Source organism: Pseudomonas sp. W5-01 (assembly GCF_046540435.1).
GTDB lineage: Bacteria > Pseudomonadota > Gammaproteobacteria > Pseudomonadales > Pseudomonadaceae > Aquipseudomonas > Aquipseudomonas graminis_B.
Genome location: NZ_JAXCIP010000001.1, coordinates 712,094 through 732,055, shown reverse-complemented (window position 1 = coordinate 732,055; position 19,962 = coordinate 712,094). Strand labels below are relative to the sequence as shown.

The window sequence follows — 19,962 nt, the reverse complement described above, 5'->3', positions numbered from 1 at the left end:
TTTTGCAGTGCGGCCTCTGACGCCTTCCCGGCTAAAGCCGGTCCTACGATGTGCTCGCGATGATTCAGTAGGACCAGCTTCAGCCGGAAATAGAGCTGAAAACCTTACCCCGCCAAACCCACGTAAACGTTTTGCACGTCATCGTGGCTGTCGATCGCTTCGAGGAAGGCTTCGACCTCGGCCATCTGCTCTTCGCTCAGGCCTTCAACCGGGTTTTTCGGGCGGTAGCCGATCTTGGCGGACTCGACGGTGAAGCCGAACTCAGGCAGCGCCTTGCACACGGCGTCGAGGTCGGTGGTGTCGGTGTAAAACGTTGCAACGCCTTCGTCGCCCTGTTCAACGTCTTGAGCACCGGCTTCGATGGCGGCTTCGTCGGCGTCTGCATCGTCTTTGGCGGCGACAGCGTCAATCATGCCCAGGTGGTCGAAATCCCAGGTGATCGAACCCTCGGCACCCAGCTGGCCCTTGCGGAACAGCACGCGGATCTCGGACACGGTACGGTTGATGTTGTCAGTCAGGCACTCGACGATGACCGGGACTTTGTGCGGGGCGAAGCCTTCGTAGGTCAATTTTTCGAAGTGCACGTGCTCGCCGAGCAAACCGGCGCCTTTCTTGATGGCGCGTTCCAGGGTCTCGCGGGGCATGGAGGCTTTCTTGGCCTGCTCGACCACCAGTCGCAGGCGCGCGTTCATGTCGGGGTCAGGGCCGGAGCGCGCGGCAATCATGATTTCCTTGGACAGCTTGCCGAAAATACGCCCCTTGGCGTTGGCTGCCGCTTCTTTGTGTTTGACCTTCCACTGTGCGCCCATGATTGCTCTCTTGTTCCGGTGGCGATGAATCGCTCGGATCCGACGTGTCTTGCACGCCGGGCCCATGACGATAAACGCTGAAAATAGGGTGATCGATAATGACAGGCCGGGGGGTGAACCGCGGCGACCGGCGCATTTTATACACGCTGGCGCCAGAAGACACCCCTGAGACGCGCCGGCGCCCTGACCTGGATCAGCGATGCTTGAACACCGGCTCGCGCTTCTCGATGAACGCCGCCATGCCTTCCTTCTGGTCCTCGCTGGCAAACGCCGCATGGAACACCCGGCGTTCGAAACGAATCCCTTCGGCCAGGCTGACTTCAAAGGCGCGGTTGACGCTTTCCTTGACCATCATGGCTGCCGGCAGCGACTTCGCCGCGATACCGGCCGCGACGTTCATTGCCTCATCCAGCAGTTGGTCCTGCGGCACGATGCGCGCCACCAACCCGGCCCGCTCCGCTTCGACGGCGTCGATCAGGCGCCCGGTCAGGCACATTTCCATGGCCTTGGCCTTGCCCACCGCCCGGGTCAGACGCTGGGTGCCGCCCATGCCCGGCAGCACGCCCAGCTTGATTTCCGGCTGACCGAAGCGCGCGTTGTCGGCCGCCAGAATGAAGTCGCACATTAGCGCCAGTTCGCAGCCGCCACCGAGGGCAAACCCCGAGACGGCGGCGATGATCGGTTTGCGGCGATTGGCCACCCGATCGCTGTCGCTAAACAGGTCATCCAGATAGATCTGCGGGTATTTCAGCTCGGCCATCTCCTTGATATCAGCCCCGGCGGCGAACGCTTTTGCCGAGCCGGTCAGAACAATGCAGCCGATGCCGTGATCGCCCTCCAGCTCGTCGAGGGCGTGGTTGAGTTCGCTGATGAGCTGCGCATTCAAGGCGTTCAGCGCCTGTGGGCGATTGAGGGTCAAGAGGGCAACCCGACCTCGAACCTCTTTGAGGATAGTCATGTAATTCATTGTTTTATCGACCTTTTCTTATCGTGAAATGCAGTCAGCCGCTATCGTAGATTTAACATGCGAAACGCAGCACAAGACATTGATATTAAAGAATAAGCTCCACGGCCATCGCAGTCGCCTCGCCGCCACCGATGCAGATCGCCGCAACCCCTCGCTTCAGTCCACGCTGCTTCAACGCCGACAGCAACGTCACCAGAATCCTCGCCCCTGATGCGCCAATGGGATGGCCCAATGCGCAGGCGCCGCCATGCACGTTGACCTTGTGATGGGGCAGTTCCAAGCGGGCCATGGTGACAAGCGCGACGACCGCGAACGCTTCGTTGATCTCGAACAGGTCCACGTCTGCCAGGGACCAGCCGGTCTTGCTCATCAGCTTGTCGATGGCGCCTACCGGTGCGGTCGGAAACAACCGCGGCTCATTGGCATAAGCGGCGTGGCCATGGATGACCGCCAACGGCGTGATCCCACGTCGTTGTGCTTCGGACTGGCGCATCAGGGTCAGGGCTGCAGCGCCGTCGGAGATCGAGCTTGAGTTGGCTGCTGTCACGGTGCCGCCTTCGCGGAACGCCGGTTTGAGCAGCGGGATCTTGTCCAGCTTCGCTTTGGGTGGCTGCTCGTCCTGGCGAATGGTTTTGCGCTCCTTGCCCACCGTGACCTCCACCGGGACGATTTCAGCGTCGAACCCGCCGCGCGTCATGGCTTCCTGCGCCCGGGTCAGCGAGGCGACCGCAAAACCGTCCTGGGCTTCCCGACTGAAATTTTCCAGCCCGGCGCACTCCTCGGCGAAGGTGCCCATCAGTCGACCACGGTCGTAGGCATCTTCAAGGCCGTCGAGAAACATGTGGTCGATGATCTGGCCGTGGCCCATGCGGTAACCGCTGCGGGCCTTCTCCAGCAGATACGGCGCGTTGGACATGCTCTCCATCCCACCGGCGATGACCACGTCGGCGCTGCCGGCCAGCAGCATGTCGTGGCCAAGGATGGCCGCCTGCATGCCCGACCCGCACATCTTGTTCAAGGTGGTGCAGGTGGTGGCGTCGCTGAGCCCCGCGCCCAATGCCGCCTGACGCGCAGGCGCCTGGCCCAGCCCGGCCGGCAACACACAACCGAAGAGCACTTCATCGACCTGCGCTGCATCAATGCCCGCGCGCTCAACCGCGGCGCGGATGGCAGCGGCGCCCAATTGCGGCGCAGTCAGGCTTTTGAGATCACCCTGAAAGGCGCCCATGGGCGTGCGCGCAGCACTCACGATTACCACAGGGTCGTCGTTCAACGTCTGACGTTTGTTCAAAGACATGATGGAATTTCCTCGATTAGCGAGCCGCCATGCGCAAGGCGCCGTCCAGACGGATCACCTCGCCGTTGAGCATGCTGTTTTCGATGATGTGGCGTGCCAGCGCGGCGTATTCCTCGGGCTTGCCCAGGCGTGGCGGGAATGGCACGCCGGCGGACAGGCTCTCGCGCACCTGGGGGGTCATGCCGGCCATCATCGGCGTTTCGAAAATGCCCGGAGCGATGGTCATGACGCGGATGCCGTAACGCGCCAGTTCGCGGGCGGCGGGCAGGGTCAGGCTGACAATGGCGCCCTTGGAGGCCGCATACGCCGCCTGGCCGATCTGGCCGTCATAGGCGGCGACCGATGCGGTGTTGATGATGACGCCACGCTCGCCGCCGGCGTCGGCCGTGCTTTCGGCGATGGCCACGGCAGCGAGGCGCAGCAGGTTGAAGCTGCCGATGAGGTTGACGTTGATCACCCGGCTGAAACTGTCGAGGCCGTGGGGGCCTTCTTTGCCAAGGATTTTCTCGGCGCCGACGATGCCGGCGCAGTTGATGACGCCATTGATCTGGCCAAACGCACTCAGCGCCGCATCCACTGCGGCCTGAACGTCGCTCTCCCGGGTGATGTCGCTGACGCTGGCCCGGGCCTTGCCGCCCAGTTTTTCCACGTGCGCCGCGAGCGCCTCGGCGTTGACGTCCACCAGCATCACGCTGGCCCCGGCGTCGATGAGCATCTGTGCGCTGGCCGCACCCAGCCCGGACGCGCCGCCACTGACCAGGAATACCTTGCCGTCGATCTGCATGATTGTGTCGTCCTTACACTTTTATTGTTGGAGGGGCGAAATACTCCGCTCTGCCGCGTGGATGGGCAATAGTCAAAGCGCGCAGAACGCGTGGTGGTTTTGGCCAGTGGCGATCAGCGCAGACTGGCGTCGCGGCATCGTTCGGGTCTTCAGGCCGGCGTGGCGTTGAACTCGCCCGTCACGGCAGCAGGTAACGCATCACCGAATCACAGATCATCGCTTTCTGCCGCGCCTTGACCCCTTCGTCCTCCAGGTCGATCTGGAAAATCTCGGCAAACGTGTGACGGTTGGACACGCGGTAGAAACAGAACGAGCTCATCAGCATGTGCAGGTCAACGGCCTGTACGCCTGGCCGGAAAACACCGGCCTGCTCACCGCGCCGCAAGGTTTCGTCCAGCGCCTGCAAGATGTTCCGGCTCAGCTCGCGGATGGTCGCGGACTGTTTGACGTTGGCGCCGTTGTGGATGTTTTCGATGCAGACGATGCGCACGAAATCGACGTTGCGGTCGTGGTGATCGAAGGTGAATTCCACCAGCCGCCTGATCGCTGCTTGCGGTGCGAGCACCTCCAGGTCAAGGCTGCTTTCCGTGGTGCGGATGTCGCCGTAAAGTTTCTCGAGCACCTCGGTGTACAGCTGCTCTTTGCTGTTGAAGTAGTAATAGATCATCCGCTTGGAGGTTTGCGTGCGCTCGGCAATCGCATCGACGCGGGCGCCGGAGAGGCCTTGGGCGACGAACTCGGCGACGGCCGCCAGAAGGATGCCGTCACGGGTTTTTTCCGGATTGTTCTTGCGGGACTTGCGCGGCGACTGAGCGCGTTCATCTGGGCGCGCTTCGGCGAGGCTGTCGTCAACGGTTTTCATGCGGGGCTCACGACCACGGTGGAATCGCGGGATTATGGCCCGCACCGGTGCGTTACGGAAGCGGCTCGTCACCAGGCGCCATGGGCGATCACGCCCGTCCCGAGCCGCTGCGGGCCCGGGCCATCGCCGCCAGGCGTACCGCGGCGTTCGCCTCGCCATTACCCGCATAGCCGTTGCTGCGCTGGAGGATTTCAAAGAAGAAACGCGCGTCGAACGCTTGGGTGTAGGCGTGAAACAGCTCGCCACCGTGGGCGTCACGGTCGTACAGCACGTGGTGCTGCGCCAGTTTGTCGAGGAACCCGTTGTCGAAACCGAAGCGCGCTCCCAGGTCGTCGTAGTAGTTCTGGGGAATATCCAGCCATTGCACGCCTGCCGCTTCGGCGCGGGCGACCTGGACAAAGATGTCGTCGCAGGCAAAGGCGACGTGATCAACGCCTGCGCCGCCGTGGCTCGCCAACCCGCGGGCGATGGCCGTGTCGCCATGATCCGGGGTGTTCAGCGACAGGCGCACGGTGCCGCAACGGCTGCGCAGCGCCCGGGTTTTCACCAGCCCGTAAGGGTCGGGCAGCAGCGCATCGGCATCGGCCTCGAAATCCAGCACGGCTTTGTAGAACAGCACCGCGCTGTCGAGCCTGTCGGCAGGCAAGGCCATGGCAACGTGATCGATGCGCTGCAAACCGCTTGGCGTGAAGGGTGGCGGGCTCAGGGTGAAGTCGCTGTCCCAGCTCGATTGCCCCGGTGCGGCGGCCTCGATCAGATACATCAGGCTGCCGTCCGGCGCGCGCACTGCCGGGACCGCTCGACCATCAGGGCCCACCGGGCCGCCATGGGTATCGGCATTGAGCTGACTCGCCCGCTCCAGCGCAGCAGCGCTGTCGTTCACCCGCAACGCCATGGCGCGCAGCGACGCGCCGGGAGTTTCGAGGGCGGAGTTCATGAAAGAAGGGGCAGCGAAAGAAGCCGCAACGGAAGGCATCGGAGGTGAGGAGAAGCGCTCGGCGTTCAACAGGATCTTGATATCGCCCTGCCCCAGCAGGGTCACGGCTTTGCTGCGGTGCTGACCCAAGGTGCCGAACCCCAGGCCATGCAGCCAGCTGGCCAGCCGCCCACCCTGGGCATCATCCACGGCGAACTCGAGAAACGCCACGCCGTTGCAGGCGCTGGGTGCCGGCGGATGGAACAACAATGACGGTGCAGCGGGTTGAGACTGCTGCTCCAGCAGCGCGCGGGTTTGCTCCTCCAGGTGCAGCAACGAACGCAGGCCATCGGCGGCGTTGGCCCGAGTGGGTGCGGCGCGAAACACGTCATTGAAAATCTCCAGCGACAGCGGGCCGGTGTAACCGCTGCGCAGGACCGCCGCGAGGAAACCCGCGCAATCGAATTCGCCCTGCCCCGGGAAACACCGGAAATGCCGACTCCACTCCAGCACGCCCATGTTCAGCAGCGGCGCGTCGGCCATTTGCACGAAGAAGATCTTGTCGCCGGGAATCTGCGCAATCCCGCTCGGATCCCCCTTGAGCGACAGCGTGTGGAAACTGTCGAGCAGCACGCCGAGGGCCGGATGGTCGACCTGTCGGACCAGATCCCAGACCTGCTGCCAGGTGTTGACGTGACGTCCCCATGCCAGGCCCTCATAGCCCACCCGCAGTTGACGCGCACCTGCCCGCTCGGCGATCGACCCAAGGTCATCGAGCAGAACGTTTCGCTCGCCCAGTGAGTCGCTGGCGGTGTTGCTGCAGACCAGCATCAGGTCAGTGCCGAGTGCCTGCATCAGGTCGAATTTGCGTTCGGCGCGGTCGAGGTTGCGCTGCAGGTGCTCGCGGCGACAGCCTTCGAAGTCACTGAACGGTTGAAACAGGGTGATAGCGATGCCCAGATCTGCGCACAGCTGCCGCACCTGACGCGGGCTGCCGTTGTGATTGAGCAAGTCGTTTTCAAAGATTTCTACGCCATCGAAACCTGCTGCAGCAATGGCTTCGAGCTTTTCCGGCAGGGTGCCGCTCAAGGAAACAGTGGCGATCGAGCGCTGCATGCGGGGGGAATCTCCTGAATAATCACATGGCCACCTGGCGTCGATGAGGCTCGAACCTGGCGGGCGTTCGTGGGATTATTCGCGCCGTTGGACATGACATCAAATGAAATGAACCATACGGTTAGTTGTATGACGCTTTGCAGGGCCACTGCCCTGGCCGCGCGGACACCACCATAACAATTTCAAAACAGGCTTGATGCTTATGCGTTCCCCTTCTGCTTCGCCTGCCCCGGTCGCCTCCCGCCCTGCGCCGCCCCATGCCGGCATGAACGACAAGATTCGCGGCGCCCTGGCCGTCGGCAAAACCCGTTGGGGCATGCTGGCACTGGTGTTCTTCGCCACCACCCTGAACTACATCGACCGCGCGGCACTGGGCGTCATGCAGCCGATTCTGGCGGAGCAGATGAGCTGGACGGCGATGGATTACGCCAACATCAACTTCTGGTTTCAGGTCGGTTACGCCATCGGTTTTCTGCTGCAGGGGCGTTTCATTGATCGGGTCGGCGTCAAGCGCGCGTTCTTCCTCGCGGTGCTGCTGTGGAGTCTCGCCACGGGCGCCCACGGTCTGGCGACATCAGCGGCGGGCTTCATGGTCTGCCGGTTTATTCTGGGCCTGACCGAAGCCGCCAATTACCCGGCCTGCGTCAAGGTCACCCGGGTGTGGTTCCCGGCCGGAGAACGCGCCGTGGCCACCGGTATTTTCAACGCCGGCACCAATGTCGGCGCCATGGTCACGCCTGCGTTGTTGCCGCTGATCCTGACCGTGTGGGGCTGGCAGGCGGCGTTTATCTGCATGGGCTCGCTGGGGCTGGCCTGGGTCATCACCTGGCGGCTGAAGTATTTCAATCCCCACGACCATCCGACGGTACGTGCCAGTGAGCGCGCCTACATCCACAGCGATGCCGACCCTGAAACGGAGCCTGAAGGGGAAAAGGTACCGCTCTCGCGCATCCTGAAAATGCGCGGCACTTGGGCCTTTGCCCTCGCCTACGCCCTCACCGCGCCGGTGTTCTGGTTTTACCTGTACTGGCTGCCGCCGTTTCTGAATCAGCAATACAACCTCGGCATCAGCGTGACGCAGATGGGCATCCCGCTGATGCTGATCTGGCTGACCGCCGACTTCGGCAGTGTCGGGGGCGGGATCCTGTCTTCGTGGCTGATCGGCCGGGGCATGCGGCCGATGACCGCACGCTTTCTGTCGATGCTGGTGTTCGCGCTGACGATCATTGGCGTGGTGTTCGCCGCCAACGCCAGCGGTCTGTGGGTGGCCGTCACGGCGATCGCCCTGGCGGTGGGTGCGCATCAGGCCTGGACGGCGAACATCTGGAGCCTGGTCATGGATTACACGCCCCGGCACATGATCAGCACGGTGTTCGGCTTCGGCGGCATGTGCGCGGCCATCGGCGGCATGTTCATGACGCAGATCGTCGGCGCGGTCCTCACCGCGACGCACAATAACTACAGCGTGCTGTTCACCCTGATCCCGGTGATGTACTTCATTGCGTTGATCTGGATGTATTTCATGGCGCCGCGCAGGTCATGAACCCGCCGTCGTCAACCGCCCTTCTTGCGCTGCTGCCACGCCGCCGCCAGGCCGCTGAGGCAGATGATCGCGATGCCGGCCTGGGCGACAAGGGATGGCGAATGGTTGAACACGATGTAGCCCCACAAGCCGGCGAAGACGATCTGACAGTACCCGAACGGCGCCAGCATGGCCGGTGCAGCGAAGCGGAAGGCCTGGGTCAGCATCAGGTGCGCGACCATGCCGCAGGTGCCCAGCGCCAGCATGAACGGAATGTGCTTCCACTCCGGTGACTGCCAGAAGAACGGCACGATGGCGCTCATCAACAGGCTGTTGAACAGACCGGCGAAGAAGTTACTGGTGGTCGGGCTGTCGTGGGCCGCGACCAGACGGGTCAGCAACTGGTAGCAGGCGAAGCAGAACGCCGAGCCCAGCGGCAGTAACACCGCCGGCCGAAACAGCTCGCCGCCGGGGTGCACGATCACCAGTACCCCGCTGAAACCCACCAGCACCGCGATCCATTGACCGCGACTGACCGTCTCTCTGAGCAGCGGCACCGACAAGGCCGTGACCAGCAGCGGCGCGAGAAAGTTGACCGCCGTCGCTTCGGCGATCGGGATGAACATCAGGCCACTGGTGAACAACAAGCTTGTGCCCAGCAGGCACACCGCGCGCAACGCCTGCAGCCCCGGGCGCTTGGTACGCAGCACGCGCAGGCCCGCCGAGGGCATGAAAATGCACGCCATCAGCCCGGTGTGCACCACATAGCGCACCCAGACCACCATCATGATCGGGTAGATGCCGGAGAGGTATTTGGACAGCGTGTCATGGCTGGAAAACAGAAAGGTCGCAAACAGAATCAGTGCGATGCCCTTCAATGGCTGGTTGACGCCGGAGAGCGGCGTGCTGGTGGTGCTCATCTGCGTTCCTTTGGCCGTGCGTGAATGCGGGTCTGTCCCTTGCCGTGTCGAGCGCCGGCTTTCGTTCGAGGCGTCCAGCGTCAGCAAGAATATAGAAGGCGTCGCCGGAGCACCAAGCAAACATGACCGCCCGGGTGTTTTTCTGACCGTCTGGATCAGGCCTTTCCGCTTGCCCGGATTTGCCGCAGACTGCCGCTCTCGTTGACTCGGAACGGACGCTCAGTGGACCGCATTCAGGAAATGACCCTTTTCGCCGCCGTTGCCGAAGGCCCCAGCTTCGCGGCGGTGTCGCGCAACCTGAACGTGTCCACGGCCACCGTCACCCGGGCCGTCGCGCAGCTGGAAGCACGGCTCGGCACCTTGCTGATCGTGCGCACCACCCGGCAGCTGCGCCTGACCGAAGCCGGCGTGCGTTTCGCCGACGACTGCCGGCGCTTGCTGGCCGATCTGCAGGAGGCCGAGAGCGCCGCCGCCGGCATTCATGGGACGCCGCGTGGGTTGCTGACCGTTACCGCGCCGCAAGTGTTCGGCGACCTGCACGTCACGCCGGTCATGACCGAGTACCTGAACCAGCATCCCCAAGTGCAGATCCGCGGCCTGTTAATGGACCGAATCGCCGGGCAGCTGGAAGAAGGCATCGACGTCTCGGTGCGCATCGGCGAGTTGCCCGACTCCACGATGACCGCCATTCAGGTCGGCAGCGTCCGGCGCATGGTCTGCGCCTCCCCCGCTTACCTCAAGGCCCATGGCACTCCCCGGCATCCCCACGAGCTCATTGAGCGCGAAACCGTTTCCGTGATGATTACCGGCCGCAGCCCCGCGTGGACCTTCCGCATCGACGGCCAGCACCAGGACGTGAAGGTGCAATCGCGGTTGGCAATGACCTCGTTCACGGCGTCCACTCATGCCGCCCTTGATGGCTGGGGCCTGACTCAGGTGCCGTCCTACCAGATTCGCCGACACCTGCAGGCGGGCACGTTGCGCGCCGTGCTCGAAGGCTTCGAGGTCACGCCGATGCCGGTTTACGTGGTCTACGTCGAAGGCCGAAGAGGCTCATCCAAAGTGCGCTCGTTCGTTGATTTCTGCGTTCAGCGTCTGCGCGCGGACCTGGCGTACAGCGCCGGGCGAGTTTGAGTGCGGGCACGGGTCCGCAGCCCAGCCTCGGCCCACCGGCCGAAATAGGGTTAGAGTAGTCACGCTGGCTCCGCCGTCCCTCGCCTGACCGGCAACGGAATCGGGGCGCTTTCCATCAATTGTCTGAAGGAAGATCCGCGTGAATCCATCGTCTCACCCAGCGAACATTGCCCAATTGATCGTCGACGCCATGGGCGCCGGTCAGAAAATCACCGACATCCGCCCTGAGTACGCGCCCGTCGATGCGGCCAGTGCCTACGCGCTGCAACGCGAGATTCTGCGCCTACGCGAGACCTCAGTGGGCGGCTGGAAGGTCGGCGCCAAATCGCCGACCGGGCCTATCAATGGCGCGCTGCTGCCGGATGACGGTATTTTTGCCAGCGGCAGCCAGGTGGAGTGCATCGACTATCCGTCGCCGATTCTGGAACTGGAGATCGCCTTTCGGCTGGGTCGCGAATTCGCACCTCGCGATGAGGCGTATTCGGATGACGAAGTGCTGGGCAGCATCCAGACGATGGGTGCGACCATTGAAGTGGTGTCGAGCCGCTTTGCCGCCTGGCCGAAGATCGAACCGCTGCTGGCGTTGGGCGACCTGCTCAACCACGGCGCGCTGATTGTTGGCGAATTTGTTGATTACGATGCCAGCTTCCCGTTCGTCGAGCCTGCGCTGAGCTTTACCTATGGCGACGAAGACATCGTGCCGGGGGACGGGGCGAATCCGGCCGGTGACCCTCGGCGCTTGCTGCCGTGGCTGGTCAATCACCACACCCAGAACGGGATGAGCGTGACGCCGGAGATGGTGATCACGACCGGTTCCTATACCGGGATGTACAAGACCCGCGGGCCGGGTCTGGCGGTGGGCGAGATTCGCGGGCTGCCGGTGGTGTCGGTGGAGTTGATTTAAGTTCCTGGGTCGCCAATGGCAGGACCGGCTTCAGCCGGGAAGACGTCTGTGCATTCAACCTGGCTTTAGCGCCAGTTACGGCCCCTTCCCGGCGGAAACCGGTCCTACCAGGAATTTGCGTTACGGCACATCGTTGCGTCGGGCGCGGAGGTGTAGGACCGGCTTCAGCCGGGAAGCGTTTGATTGAGGCGCCCAGGGAATCACGGCTCACCCCTGCCGCCAATACCCCGGTCGGTTGTACACCTCTTTGAGAAACGCGATGAAAAACCGCACCTTCGCCGGCAGGTAATGCTGCTGCGGGTAAACGCCCTGGATGTCGTAACTGGGCAAGGCGAATTCATCCAGCACGGTGACCAGCGCGCCGCTCTCCACTGCGTTCTGAATCTCCCACGTCGAGCGCCAGCTCAGGCCCAGCCCGCGCTTGGCCCAGTCATACAACAGCTCACCATCGTTGCAATACAGATTGCCCGCGACCTTGATCGCCACCGGCCTGCCCTCGCGCTGGAAGGTCCAGCCGCGATGCTGCCCGCCCTGCAGGTTGAACGACAGGCAATTGTGCTGCGCCAGGTCCTCAAGCACCCGGGGGAATCCGTGCTCCGCGAAATAGGCCGGTGAGCCACAGACCACGCGTTTGTTGGCGTACAGCTTGATGGCGACGTAGTTGGGGTCGAGCACCTCGCCGATGCGGATGCTCATGTCATAACCCTCACGCACCAGATCCACCACGTTGTCAGTCAGGTTGAAGGACAGCTGCAAATCCGGAAACCGCGCCTGAAATTCCGGCGCATGGGGCGCGACGTGCTGACGGCCAAACCCCGCCGGCGCCGAAACCACCAAGTGGCCCCGCACGCTGCTTTCGTTCTCGCTGATGCTGGCGTCCAGTTCCTCGAATGATTGGAGCACCAGCTTGGCGTTCTCCAGGTACGACTCGCCCGCATCGGTCAGGGTCAGGCCCCGGGTCGAGCGATGAATCAGCTTCACGCCCAGCCGATCCTCCAGCGCACTCAGCCGCCGGCCCATGATCACCGGCGTCACGCCCTCCACCAGCGCAGCGGCGGCGAAACTGCCACGGGTGGCCACCAGGACGTAGCTGCGCAATTCCGTGTAACGATCCATTCGATACTCCAGATACCGATAGAGCGGATAAAAACAGCCATTCACAAAGCATCGGATTCAAATCAGGCTGCTTACGTACAAAAACTATCGAGTTCAGGAGACTAACAAATGACCGTCATGAGAGCCATCGAAGCCGCCGTTCTGGTGATGCGTCGCGAAGGCGTCGACACCGCCTTCGGAATTCCCGGCGCCGCGATCAACCCGCTGTACGCCGCCTTCAAGAAACTCGGCAGCATTGACCACGTGCTGGCGCGCCACGTCGAAGGCGCTTCGCACATGGCCGAGGGTTACACCCGTGCCATCGCCGGCAACATCGGCGTGTGCATCGGTACGTCGGGCCCGGCCGGCACCGACATGATCACCGGTCTCTATTCAGCCTCCGCCGACTCGATTCCGATTCTCTGCATCACCGGCCAGGCACCCCGTGCACGGATGCACAAGGAAGACTTCCAGGCCGTGGACATCGCCAGCATCGCAGCCCCGGTGGCCAAATGGGCAACCACCGTCATGGAACCCGGTCAGGTGCCGTATGTGTTCCAGAAAGCCTTCCAGTTGATGCGCAGCGGCCGGCCCGGCCCGGTATTGATCGACCTGCCCTTCGACGTGCAGATGGCCGAGATCGAATTCGACATCGACGCTTACGAACCGCTGCCGGTGGTCAAACCCCAGGCCAGCCGCAAGCAGATCGAAAAAGCCCTGGCGATGCTCAACGCGTCGGAGCGTCCGCTGATCGTGGCCGGTGGCGGCATCATCAACGCCGATGCGTCGGACGCGCTGGTGGAATTCGCCGAGCTGACCGGCATTCCGGTGATCCCGACGCTGATGGGCTGGGGCACGATCCCCGACGATCACCCGCAGATGGCCGGCATGGTCGGGCTGCAGACCTCCCACCGCTATGGCAACGCGACGCTGCTGGCGTCCGATCTGGTCCTGGGCATCGGCAACCGCTGGGCCAACCGCCACACCGGCACCGTCTCGGTGTACAGCGAAGGGCGTACCTTCATCCACGTTGACATCGAGCCGACGCAGATCGGCCGCGTGCTGACGCCGGATCTGGGCATCGTTTCCGACGCCGGCGCAGCGCTGGCGATGTTCATAGAAGTGGCGCGCGAGTGGCACACCGCCGGCAAACTGAAGGACCGCAGCCACTGGCTCGCCAGCTGCCAGCAACGCAAGCGCACGCTGCAGCGCAAGACCCATTACGAGAACATCCCGGTCAAGCCCCAGCGCGTGTACGAGGAGATGAATCAGTACTTCGGCAAGGACACCTGCTACATCAGCACCATCGGCCTGTCGCAGATTGCCGGCGCGCAATTCCTCCACGTCTACAAGCCGCGTCACTGGATCAATTGCGGACAAGCCGGCCCCCTGGGCTGGACCCTTCCGGCGGCGCTGGGCGTGGTCAAGGCTGACCCGAGCCGCCAGGTTGTCGCGCTGTCAGGGGACTACGACTTTCAGTTCATGATCGAAGAACTGGCCGTGGGTGCGCAGTTCAAGCTGCCGTACATCCATGTGGTGGTGAACAACTCCTACCTGGGCCTCATTCGTCAGGCCCAGCGCAACTTCGACATCGACTACTGCGTTCAGCTGGCGTTCGACAACATCAACGCGCCTGAGCTGGAAGGCTATGGCGTCGATCATGTTGCGGTTGCCGAAGGCCTGGGCTGCAAGGCGATCCGCGTGCTTGACCCGGCGCAGCTGCAGGCCGCCTTCGCCGAAGCGTCGAGCCTGATGCAGCAGCACCGCGTGCCGGTGGTGGTGGAGATCATTCTCGAGCGCGTCACCAACATTGCGATGGGCACCGAGATCAACGCCATCAACGAATTCGAGTCCCTGGCCGAAACCCGCGCCGACGCCCCTACCGCCATCAGCCTGCTGGATTGACCGCACCCGGTTATTCAAGAAACAGAGCCCAGCACTAGAAGGAGTACGTCATGCCACGTTTATGCGCCAACCTGTCGATGCTGTTCACCGAACTTGAGTTTCTGCACCGCTTCGAAGCCGCCGCCGGCGCCGGTTTCAGCGGTGTCGAGTACCTGTTTCCCTATGACTTCAGTTCTGCGCAGATCAAAGCCGAGCTGGACCGCAACCGACTCACCCAAGTGCTGTTCAACCTGCCGGCCGGCGACTGGGCCAAGGGTGAGCGCGGCATCGCCTGTCACCCCGATCGGGTCGAGGAGTTTTACGCCGGCGTTGACCTGGCGATCGCCTACGCCAAGGTCCTCGGCAACACCCAGATCAACTGCCTGGCGGGGATCAAGCCCCAGGGGTTCGACGACGGGCTGATCGAGAAGACTTTCGTCGACAACCTCAAGTACGCCGCCGACCGCCTGCAAGCCCAGGGCATCGATCTGGTCATGGAAATGATCAACACCCTGGACATTCCGGGGTTCTACCTGAACACCACCGCCCAGGCCCTGGCGATTCGCGAGAAGGTCGGCAGCCGCAATCTGTCGCTGCAATATGACATCTACCACATGCAAATCATGGAGGGCGACCTGGCCCGCACCCTCGAAAACCACCTGCCGGCGATCCGCCACGTGCAACTGGCGGACAACCCCGGTCGGCATGAGCCCGGCACCGGCGAGATCAACTACGGCTTTCTGTTCAAGCACCTGGACCGGCTCGGCTATCGCGGCTGGATCGGCTGTGAATACACGCCGCTGACCACCACCGAAGCGGGGCTTGGTTGGCTGAAAACCCATAATTTGATCTGAAGTCAGCGGCAAGCTTCAAGCTTCAAGCTTCACGCATTGCCAGCCGGACGAACGCAGTCAGGCTTCTAGCTTGCGGCTTGAAGCTTGCCGCTTGCTCCCCAACAACAACCAGAGGCACCTTCTATGGCTAACATCGGATTCATCGGCACCGGCATCATGGGCTTGCCCATGGCAGAAAACCTGCAGAAGGCAGGTCATCAATTGATCCTTTCCCGGCATTTCAGTGCCCCGCCCGCGTCACTGGTGGACGGCGGCGCAACGGTGCTGGCCAACCCGCGGGAAGTGGCGCAAGAGGCGGAATTCGTCATCGTCATGCTGCCGGACACACCGCAGGTGAATGACGTGCTGTTCGGCGAAAACGGACTGAGCGAAGGCACCGGAGCCGGCAAGGTGGTCATCGACATGAGCTCGATCTCACCTTCGGCGACCAAAGCGTTTGCCGAGAAAATCAATGTCACCGGCGCGCAGTACCTCGACGCGCCGGTGTCCGGCGGCGAAGTCGGCGCCAGGGCGGCCACGCTGAGTATCATGGTCGGCGGCGAGCAGGCGACCTTCGAACGCGCCCTGCCCCTGTTTCAGGCCATGGGCAAGAACATCACCCTGGTCGGTGGCAACGGTGACGGTCAGACCGCCAAGGTCGCCAACCAGATCATCGTCGCGCTGAACATTCAGGCGGTGGCTGAAGCCCTGCTGTTTGCGTCGAAAAACGGCGCTGATCCGGCCAAGGTGCGCGACGCATTGGTGGGGGGCTTTGCCTCGTCGAAGATTCTGGAAGTCCATGGCGAGCGGATGATCAAAGGCACGTTCAACCCGGGTTTCAGGATTGCGTTGCATCAGAAGGACCTGAACCTGGCCCTGGAAGGCGCGCGGGAATTGGGGCTGAACCTGCCCAACACTGCCAATGCCCAGCAAGTGTTCAGCACCTGCGCGGCGCTGGGTGGGAGTGGCTGGGATCACTCGGGGCTGATCAAGGGCCTGGAGCACATGGCGAATTTTTCGATTCGGGGTGATCACAGGCCTGACTGACTGACTGGCATCGAGAGGTGTGTTGGCCATACCGGCCCCTTCCCGGCTAAAGCCGGTCCTACGACGCACACGCCGCTGACTCTCGTAGGACCGGCTTTAGCCGGGAAGAGGCCCGCCCTGCCGACACCTGTCTCGGCGAATGACACAACCAAAAAAGCCAGGCGTCCTCTCGGACAGCCTGGCTTTCTTCATATAGCGGAGATTCGAATCACCCCGCCACCCGATCAGAAAATATTGATCGGATAATCCGCAATCAAACGAAATTCCTTCACGTCGCCATCGGGCTGATCGCCGTTGGCGGTGTGCCAGGCCTGACGCATGCGCAAGGACAAGTCCTTGGCCGGGCCGGACTGTACGACATACTTCGCCTCCAGGTTGGTTTCGTGGTGGTCGCCGTCATCGCCATAACCGGTGTACGTGCTGTTCGACGGAACGTGGGACCCATCGATGTCATCACCGTGGATATAACGAACCATGAAGCTCAAACCCGGCGCACCGTAACTTGCCATATTCAGATCGTAGCGCGCCTGCCAGGACTTTTCACCCGGCCCGTTGAAGTCCGAGTACTGCACCGAGTTGGCCAACAGTATCGAATCGCCAGTGTCGCCCCCGCCGTTATTACCAAAGGCCACATAGTCGAATGGCGTGTCGCCATGCACTTTCTGATACGCCAGCGTCACGGTATGAGCGGTCAGGAATGAATAGGCAGCCGCCAGCGACCAGGTCGTGTTGTTGATATCCCCCGCCTTGGCGGCACCGCTGTCGTTGGTGCGGTAGATATTGAAATCGACGTTCAACGACTGCTGATCAGAGATCGGCAAGGTGTAGTTGGCATTGGCGTAGTACTGATGCCAGACGTCCTTGAGGTCCGATCCGTAAAGGCTGACCGAAAGATTATCGCTGAGCGCATATTTACCGCCCGCGTAATCAATGCTGCTGGCTTCAACGTTGGCATACGCCGCCCAGATGCCGTGATCATTGTTGGTCGTGACCGGGCCGTTGCTGCTGGTGAAATGACCGGCATCGAGGTCCAGATTGGCGATATCACTGCTCAGCAGGTTAAAACCGGTCGCGGTTTGCGGGAACAGGCGTGACCCCCCTGCGGCAAACACCGGCGCCTCGGGCTGCAGGTTGCCGTAGCGCAATTCGGTCTTCGAGATGCGCATCTTCAGCGCACCGCCGGCGGTGCCGAATTCATCCTGCGGATTACCGTGGCTGTCCACGGGCAGGTTGCCGGTGCCGGTGGTCCCGCCACCGCCATCGAGCTTCAGGCCCCAATAACCGTAGGCGTCAACGCCAAAACCAACGGTGCCCTGGGTGAAGCCGGAACTGAAATTACCCAGCACGCCCTGGGTCCAGTCCTTGCTGTCGTCCTTGCCGTTCTTGTTGTCCCGATTGAAATAGTAGTTCTTGAGATGAACAGTCAGACTGCTGTCGTCGACGAAGCCCTTGGCCTCCGATTGATCACTGACAACCGCTGCCGTTGCCAATTGACTGACACCCAGCGAAACCGCCAGCGTCATCAGATTCCATTTTACGAAAGTCATTGTTGTCCCCTGTCTCGATTAAAGCCCAGCGCGGGCGCCGCCTGGATGCGGGTCGCTGTTTGAAATTCATACGGTTCAGCGCTGGAGCGGGCGTTGCGGCAGATGGAAACGAAACACACATGCCAGTGACTGGACGGCTGTTCCAGCCAAAGGAGCACATTGATTATTGTTGATGCACATTCTACACACGGTAAAACACGCACTTGAAGGCCGAAAATCTTGTAGCACTATCCAACCGGCGGGGTTCCCAACCAGTCTTGATAGTCACTATCAACCTTCGTAATAGTCGAAAACTTTGAACGGATGTTACCGTCGTCGGCGATGAAGAACACGACTCGATTGCCGGATGACTCCGCAGCGTCAGGCAATCGAATCATGCTCCGCTTCATCATTCCTTTGGTAAGACTTTTAGCCACCTCACGCCAGTGCGGTGGCTTTTTTTATTCCTGGCGGGTCGAGCGTTCAAACAATTCGCCGGGAACATGAAGCGGTCGAAAAATTCCCTCTGAAAGTACCAACGGACACTATTGATTCGATAGGTAAATTCTCTAGGCAACGTCGTAGAAAGTCCGATATAAAGCGCACCAAGTAATGGCGTTCCAATATCATTAACGCCCCCTATTTCAGGTGCCTTTTATGTTCAAAAATCTTTCGATCGCCAAGCGCCTGGGATTGGGCTTCGGGCTTGTTCTCGCGCTGATGATTCTGGTCACGCTGGTTGGCGTTAACCGGGTCCGGCTAATGGAATCCGCACTGACCGACGTCAGTGAGGACGCCACCATCAAACAGCGCTACGCGATCAATTTCCGGGGCAGCGTCCATGACCGCGCCATTGCCCTGCGCGACGCCGTGCTGGTGCGCAACGACGCCGGGCTGGCCACGCATTTGCGTGACATCGAGCGCCTCGACGGCCTTTATCAGGCCTCCGCGGCGCCCATGGACCGCATCTACCAGACCAAGGGCGCGTCGCCCCGTGAGCAAGAGCTGCTGGCCAACATCAAAGCGGCCGAACGCACCTCCCTGAGCGCCACTGAAAAACTGCTGAAGCTGCGCCAGCAAGGTGAAATCGACCAGGCCCAGACGCTGCTGATGGAGCAAGTGTCGGGCGCCTACAAGGACTGGCTCGCCCGCATCAACGCACTGATTGACCTCGAAGAAGCGGCCATCAGTGGACACATCACTTCGGTACGGGCCACCGCCTCGCAATTCGCTTCGCTGATGTTGCTGGCGACCGGCATCGCCGTGGTGTTGGGCATCATTGCCTCGCTGCTGATCATCCGCAGCCTCAAATCGACCCTGGGCGCAGAACCCCATCAAGTGGCGGCTTCGATCCGTCGTCTGGCGGCCGGCGAACTGACCGACAAGATCGAAACGGCCTATCCCGACAGCGTCATGGGCGCGCTCAAGGCGACCAATGTGCACCTGTCGGCCACCATCACCGAAGTGCGTTCGGCTGCGGCGGCGTTGAACCACTCTTCCGCACAGCTGCTATCCAGTTCCGACAGCAACAGCGAGCAGATGCGCCTCCAGGCCAGCGAAACCCAGCATATGGCCGCTGCAGTCAATCAGATGGCGACCACCGTAAAAGAAGTGGCGAGCTACGCCAATCAGGCCGCCAATGCTACCCAGACCGCCGATGACGAGGTCGAGAACGGCAAACGCGTGGTCGAAGGCACCGCCCAGGCGATGGACCAACTGGCGCGCAAGCTGGAAAGCGCCGCTGACTCGGTCGGCCAGGTGTCCAGCGACAGCCGCGCCATCGAGAACGTGGTGGCGGTGATCAACTCCATCGCCGAACGCACCAACCTGCTGGCGCTCAACGCTGCCATCGAGGCCGCCCGCGCCGGTGAAGCAGGCCGCGGGTTTGCCGTGGTCGCCGACGAGGTTCGCTCCCTGGCCAACCGCACCCAGGAATCGACCCAGGAAATCCGCGACATGGTCGGTCAATTGCAAAACGGGGCGGTGAAGACCGCCGACCTGATGCGCGAAAGCCGCGAGATGGCCCAGCGCACGGTCGAGCAGACCCACGAAGCGCAAACCGCGCTGGTCAGGATCCGCCACGAAGTGGGCGCGCTCAACGACATGAACGCGCAGATCGCCAGCGCCGCCGCGCAGCAACAGGCGGTGGCCGACGACGTCAGCGTCAACATCAACCGCATCCACGATGCGGCGCTGGAAACCGCCGTCGGCTCCAATCAGGTGGCCCGGTCCAGCCGCGAGCTGTCGACCCTGGCCGACGTGCTCACCGACCGCGTGAGCTTCTTCAAGGTCTGACCGCCCAGGGCTGCGTCGCGCAGGCGGCGCAGCCATTTGCTGCATGATCAC

Annotated in this window: 16 protein-coding genes and 1 pseudogene; 8 read left to right on the top strand and 9 right to left on the bottom strand. The window is 62.2% G+C overall.

Features of this window, described 5'->3' with window-relative positions:
- Positions 1 to 104: 104 nt before the first annotated feature.
- The 6 genes from SLW75_RS03180 to SLW75_RS03155 form a co-directional block, all read right to left on the bottom strand.
- Positions 105 to 809 carry a YebC/PmpR family DNA-binding transcriptional regulator gene (locus SLW75_RS03180; RefSeq protein ID WP_065990568.1) on the bottom strand — a complete coding sequence of 235 codons (705 nt, stop codon included), beginning with the start codon at positions 807 to 809 and terminating at the stop codon, positions 105 to 107.
- Between the two features lie 193 nt (positions 810 to 1,002).
- Positions 1,003 to 1,776 (bottom strand): enoyl-CoA hydratase, encoded by a 774-nt coding sequence (locus tag SLW75_RS03175; RefSeq protein ID WP_410933517.1) that lies wholly within the window; start codon positions 1,774 to 1,776, stop codon positions 1,003 to 1,005.
- 85 nt (positions 1,777 to 1,861) lie between these two features.
- On the bottom strand, positions 1,862 to 3,073 hold the full coding sequence (locus SLW75_RS03170) for an acetyl-CoA C-acyltransferase (RefSeq protein WP_410933516.1): 1,212 nt from the start codon (positions 3,071 to 3,073) through the stop codon (positions 1,862 to 1,864).
- Between the two features lie 16 nt (positions 3,074 to 3,089).
- Positions 3,090 to 3,857, bottom strand: coding sequence for a 3-hydroxyacyl-CoA dehydrogenase (locus tag SLW75_RS03165; protein ID WP_296310062.1), 768 nt, complete (start codon positions 3,855 to 3,857; stop codon positions 3,090 to 3,092).
- A 178-nt stretch (positions 3,858 to 4,035) separates the two neighbouring features.
- A complete protein-coding gene (locus tag SLW75_RS03160) occupies positions 4,036 to 4,719 on the bottom strand; it encodes a TetR/AcrR family transcriptional regulator (protein WP_410933515.1) in 684 nt (227 codons plus the stop codon).
- An 88-nt stretch (positions 4,720 to 4,807) separates the two neighbouring features.
- A complete protein-coding gene (locus SLW75_RS03155) occupies positions 4,808 to 6,751 on the bottom strand; it encodes a bifunctional sugar phosphate isomerase/epimerase/4-hydroxyphenylpyruvate dioxygenase family protein (protein ID WP_410933514.1) in 1,944 nt (647 codons plus the stop codon).
- Between the two features lie 265 nt (positions 6,752 to 7,016).
- Between SLW75_RS03155 and SLW75_RS03150 the strand changes: the two genes are divergently transcribed.
- Entirely contained in the window at positions 7,017 to 8,294 is a 1,278-nt protein-coding gene (locus SLW75_RS03150) for an MFS transporter (protein ID WP_410933800.1), read from the top strand.
- Between the two features lie 11 nt (positions 8,295 to 8,305).
- Here SLW75_RS03150 and SLW75_RS03145 read toward each other — a convergent pair whose 3' ends face one another.
- Positions 8,306 to 9,193 (bottom strand): DMT family transporter, encoded by an 888-nt coding sequence (locus SLW75_RS03145; protein ID WP_410933513.1) that lies wholly within the window; start codon positions 9,191 to 9,193, stop codon positions 8,306 to 8,308.
- 222 nt (positions 9,194 to 9,415) lie between these two features.
- On the opposite strand from SLW75_RS03145, the gene SLW75_RS03140 reads away from it, so the two are divergent.
- The gene (locus SLW75_RS03140) at positions 9,416 to 10,327 is read left to right on the top strand and encodes a LysR family transcriptional regulator (protein WP_410933512.1); all 912 of its coding nucleotides are present in this window, start codon (positions 9,416 to 9,418) and stop codon (positions 10,325 to 10,327) included.
- A 139-nt stretch (positions 10,328 to 10,466) separates the two neighbouring features.
- Entirely contained in the window at positions 10,467 to 11,231 is a 765-nt protein-coding gene (locus SLW75_RS03135; protein ID WP_410933511.1) for a 2-keto-4-pentenoate hydratase, read from the top strand.
- A gap of 207 nt (positions 11,232 to 11,438) precedes the next feature.
- On the opposite strand, the gene SLW75_RS03130 is transcribed toward SLW75_RS03135, so the two are convergent.
- The gene (locus SLW75_RS03130; RefSeq protein WP_410933510.1) at positions 11,439 to 12,347 is read right to left on the bottom strand and encodes a LysR family transcriptional regulator; all 909 of its coding nucleotides are present in this window, start codon (positions 12,345 to 12,347) and stop codon (positions 11,439 to 11,441) included.
- Positions 12,348 to 12,455: 108 nt separating this feature from the next.
- Here SLW75_RS03130 and gcl point away from each other — a divergent pair, with 108 nt between their 5' ends.
- From gcl to SLW75_RS03115, 3 genes are all read left to right on the top strand, one after another.
- Positions 12,456 to 14,231, top strand: coding sequence for a glyoxylate carboligase (gene gcl / locus SLW75_RS03125; protein ID WP_410933509.1), 1,776 nt, complete (start codon positions 12,456 to 12,458; stop codon positions 14,229 to 14,231).
- A gap of 50 nt (positions 14,232 to 14,281) precedes the next feature.
- Positions 14,282 to 15,064: a hydroxypyruvate isomerase gene (gene hyi / locus SLW75_RS03120; RefSeq protein ID WP_410933508.1), complete on the top strand. Its 783-nt coding sequence runs from the start codon at positions 14,282 to 14,284 to the stop codon at positions 15,062 to 15,064.
- A gap of 123 nt (positions 15,065 to 15,187) precedes the next feature.
- Positions 15,188 to 16,090: a 2-hydroxy-3-oxopropionate reductase gene (locus SLW75_RS03115; protein WP_410933507.1), complete on the top strand. Its 903-nt coding sequence runs from the start codon at positions 15,188 to 15,190 to the stop codon at positions 16,088 to 16,090.
- A 224-nt stretch (positions 16,091 to 16,314) separates the two neighbouring features.
- On the opposite strand, the gene SLW75_RS03110 is transcribed toward SLW75_RS03115, so the two are convergent.
- Positions 16,315 to 17,637, bottom strand: coding sequence for an OprD family porin (locus SLW75_RS03110; protein WP_410933506.1), 1,323 nt, complete (start codon positions 17,635 to 17,637; stop codon positions 16,315 to 16,317).
- Positions 17,638 to 18,273: 636 nt separating this feature from the next.
- Here SLW75_RS03110 and SLW75_RS03105 point away from each other — a divergent pair.
- Positions 18,274 to 18,783: pseudogene (locus SLW75_RS03105) on the top strand (MCP four helix bundle domain-containing protein); the annotation flags it as partial.
- A 72-nt stretch (positions 18,784 to 18,855) separates the two neighbouring features.
- Positions 18,856 to 19,911 carry a methyl-accepting chemotaxis protein gene (locus SLW75_RS03100; RefSeq protein WP_410933799.1) on the top strand — a complete coding sequence of 352 codons (1,056 nt, stop codon included), beginning with the start codon at positions 18,856 to 18,858 and terminating at the stop codon, positions 19,909 to 19,911.
- The last annotated feature ends 51 nt before the right edge of the window (positions 19,912 to 19,962 follow it).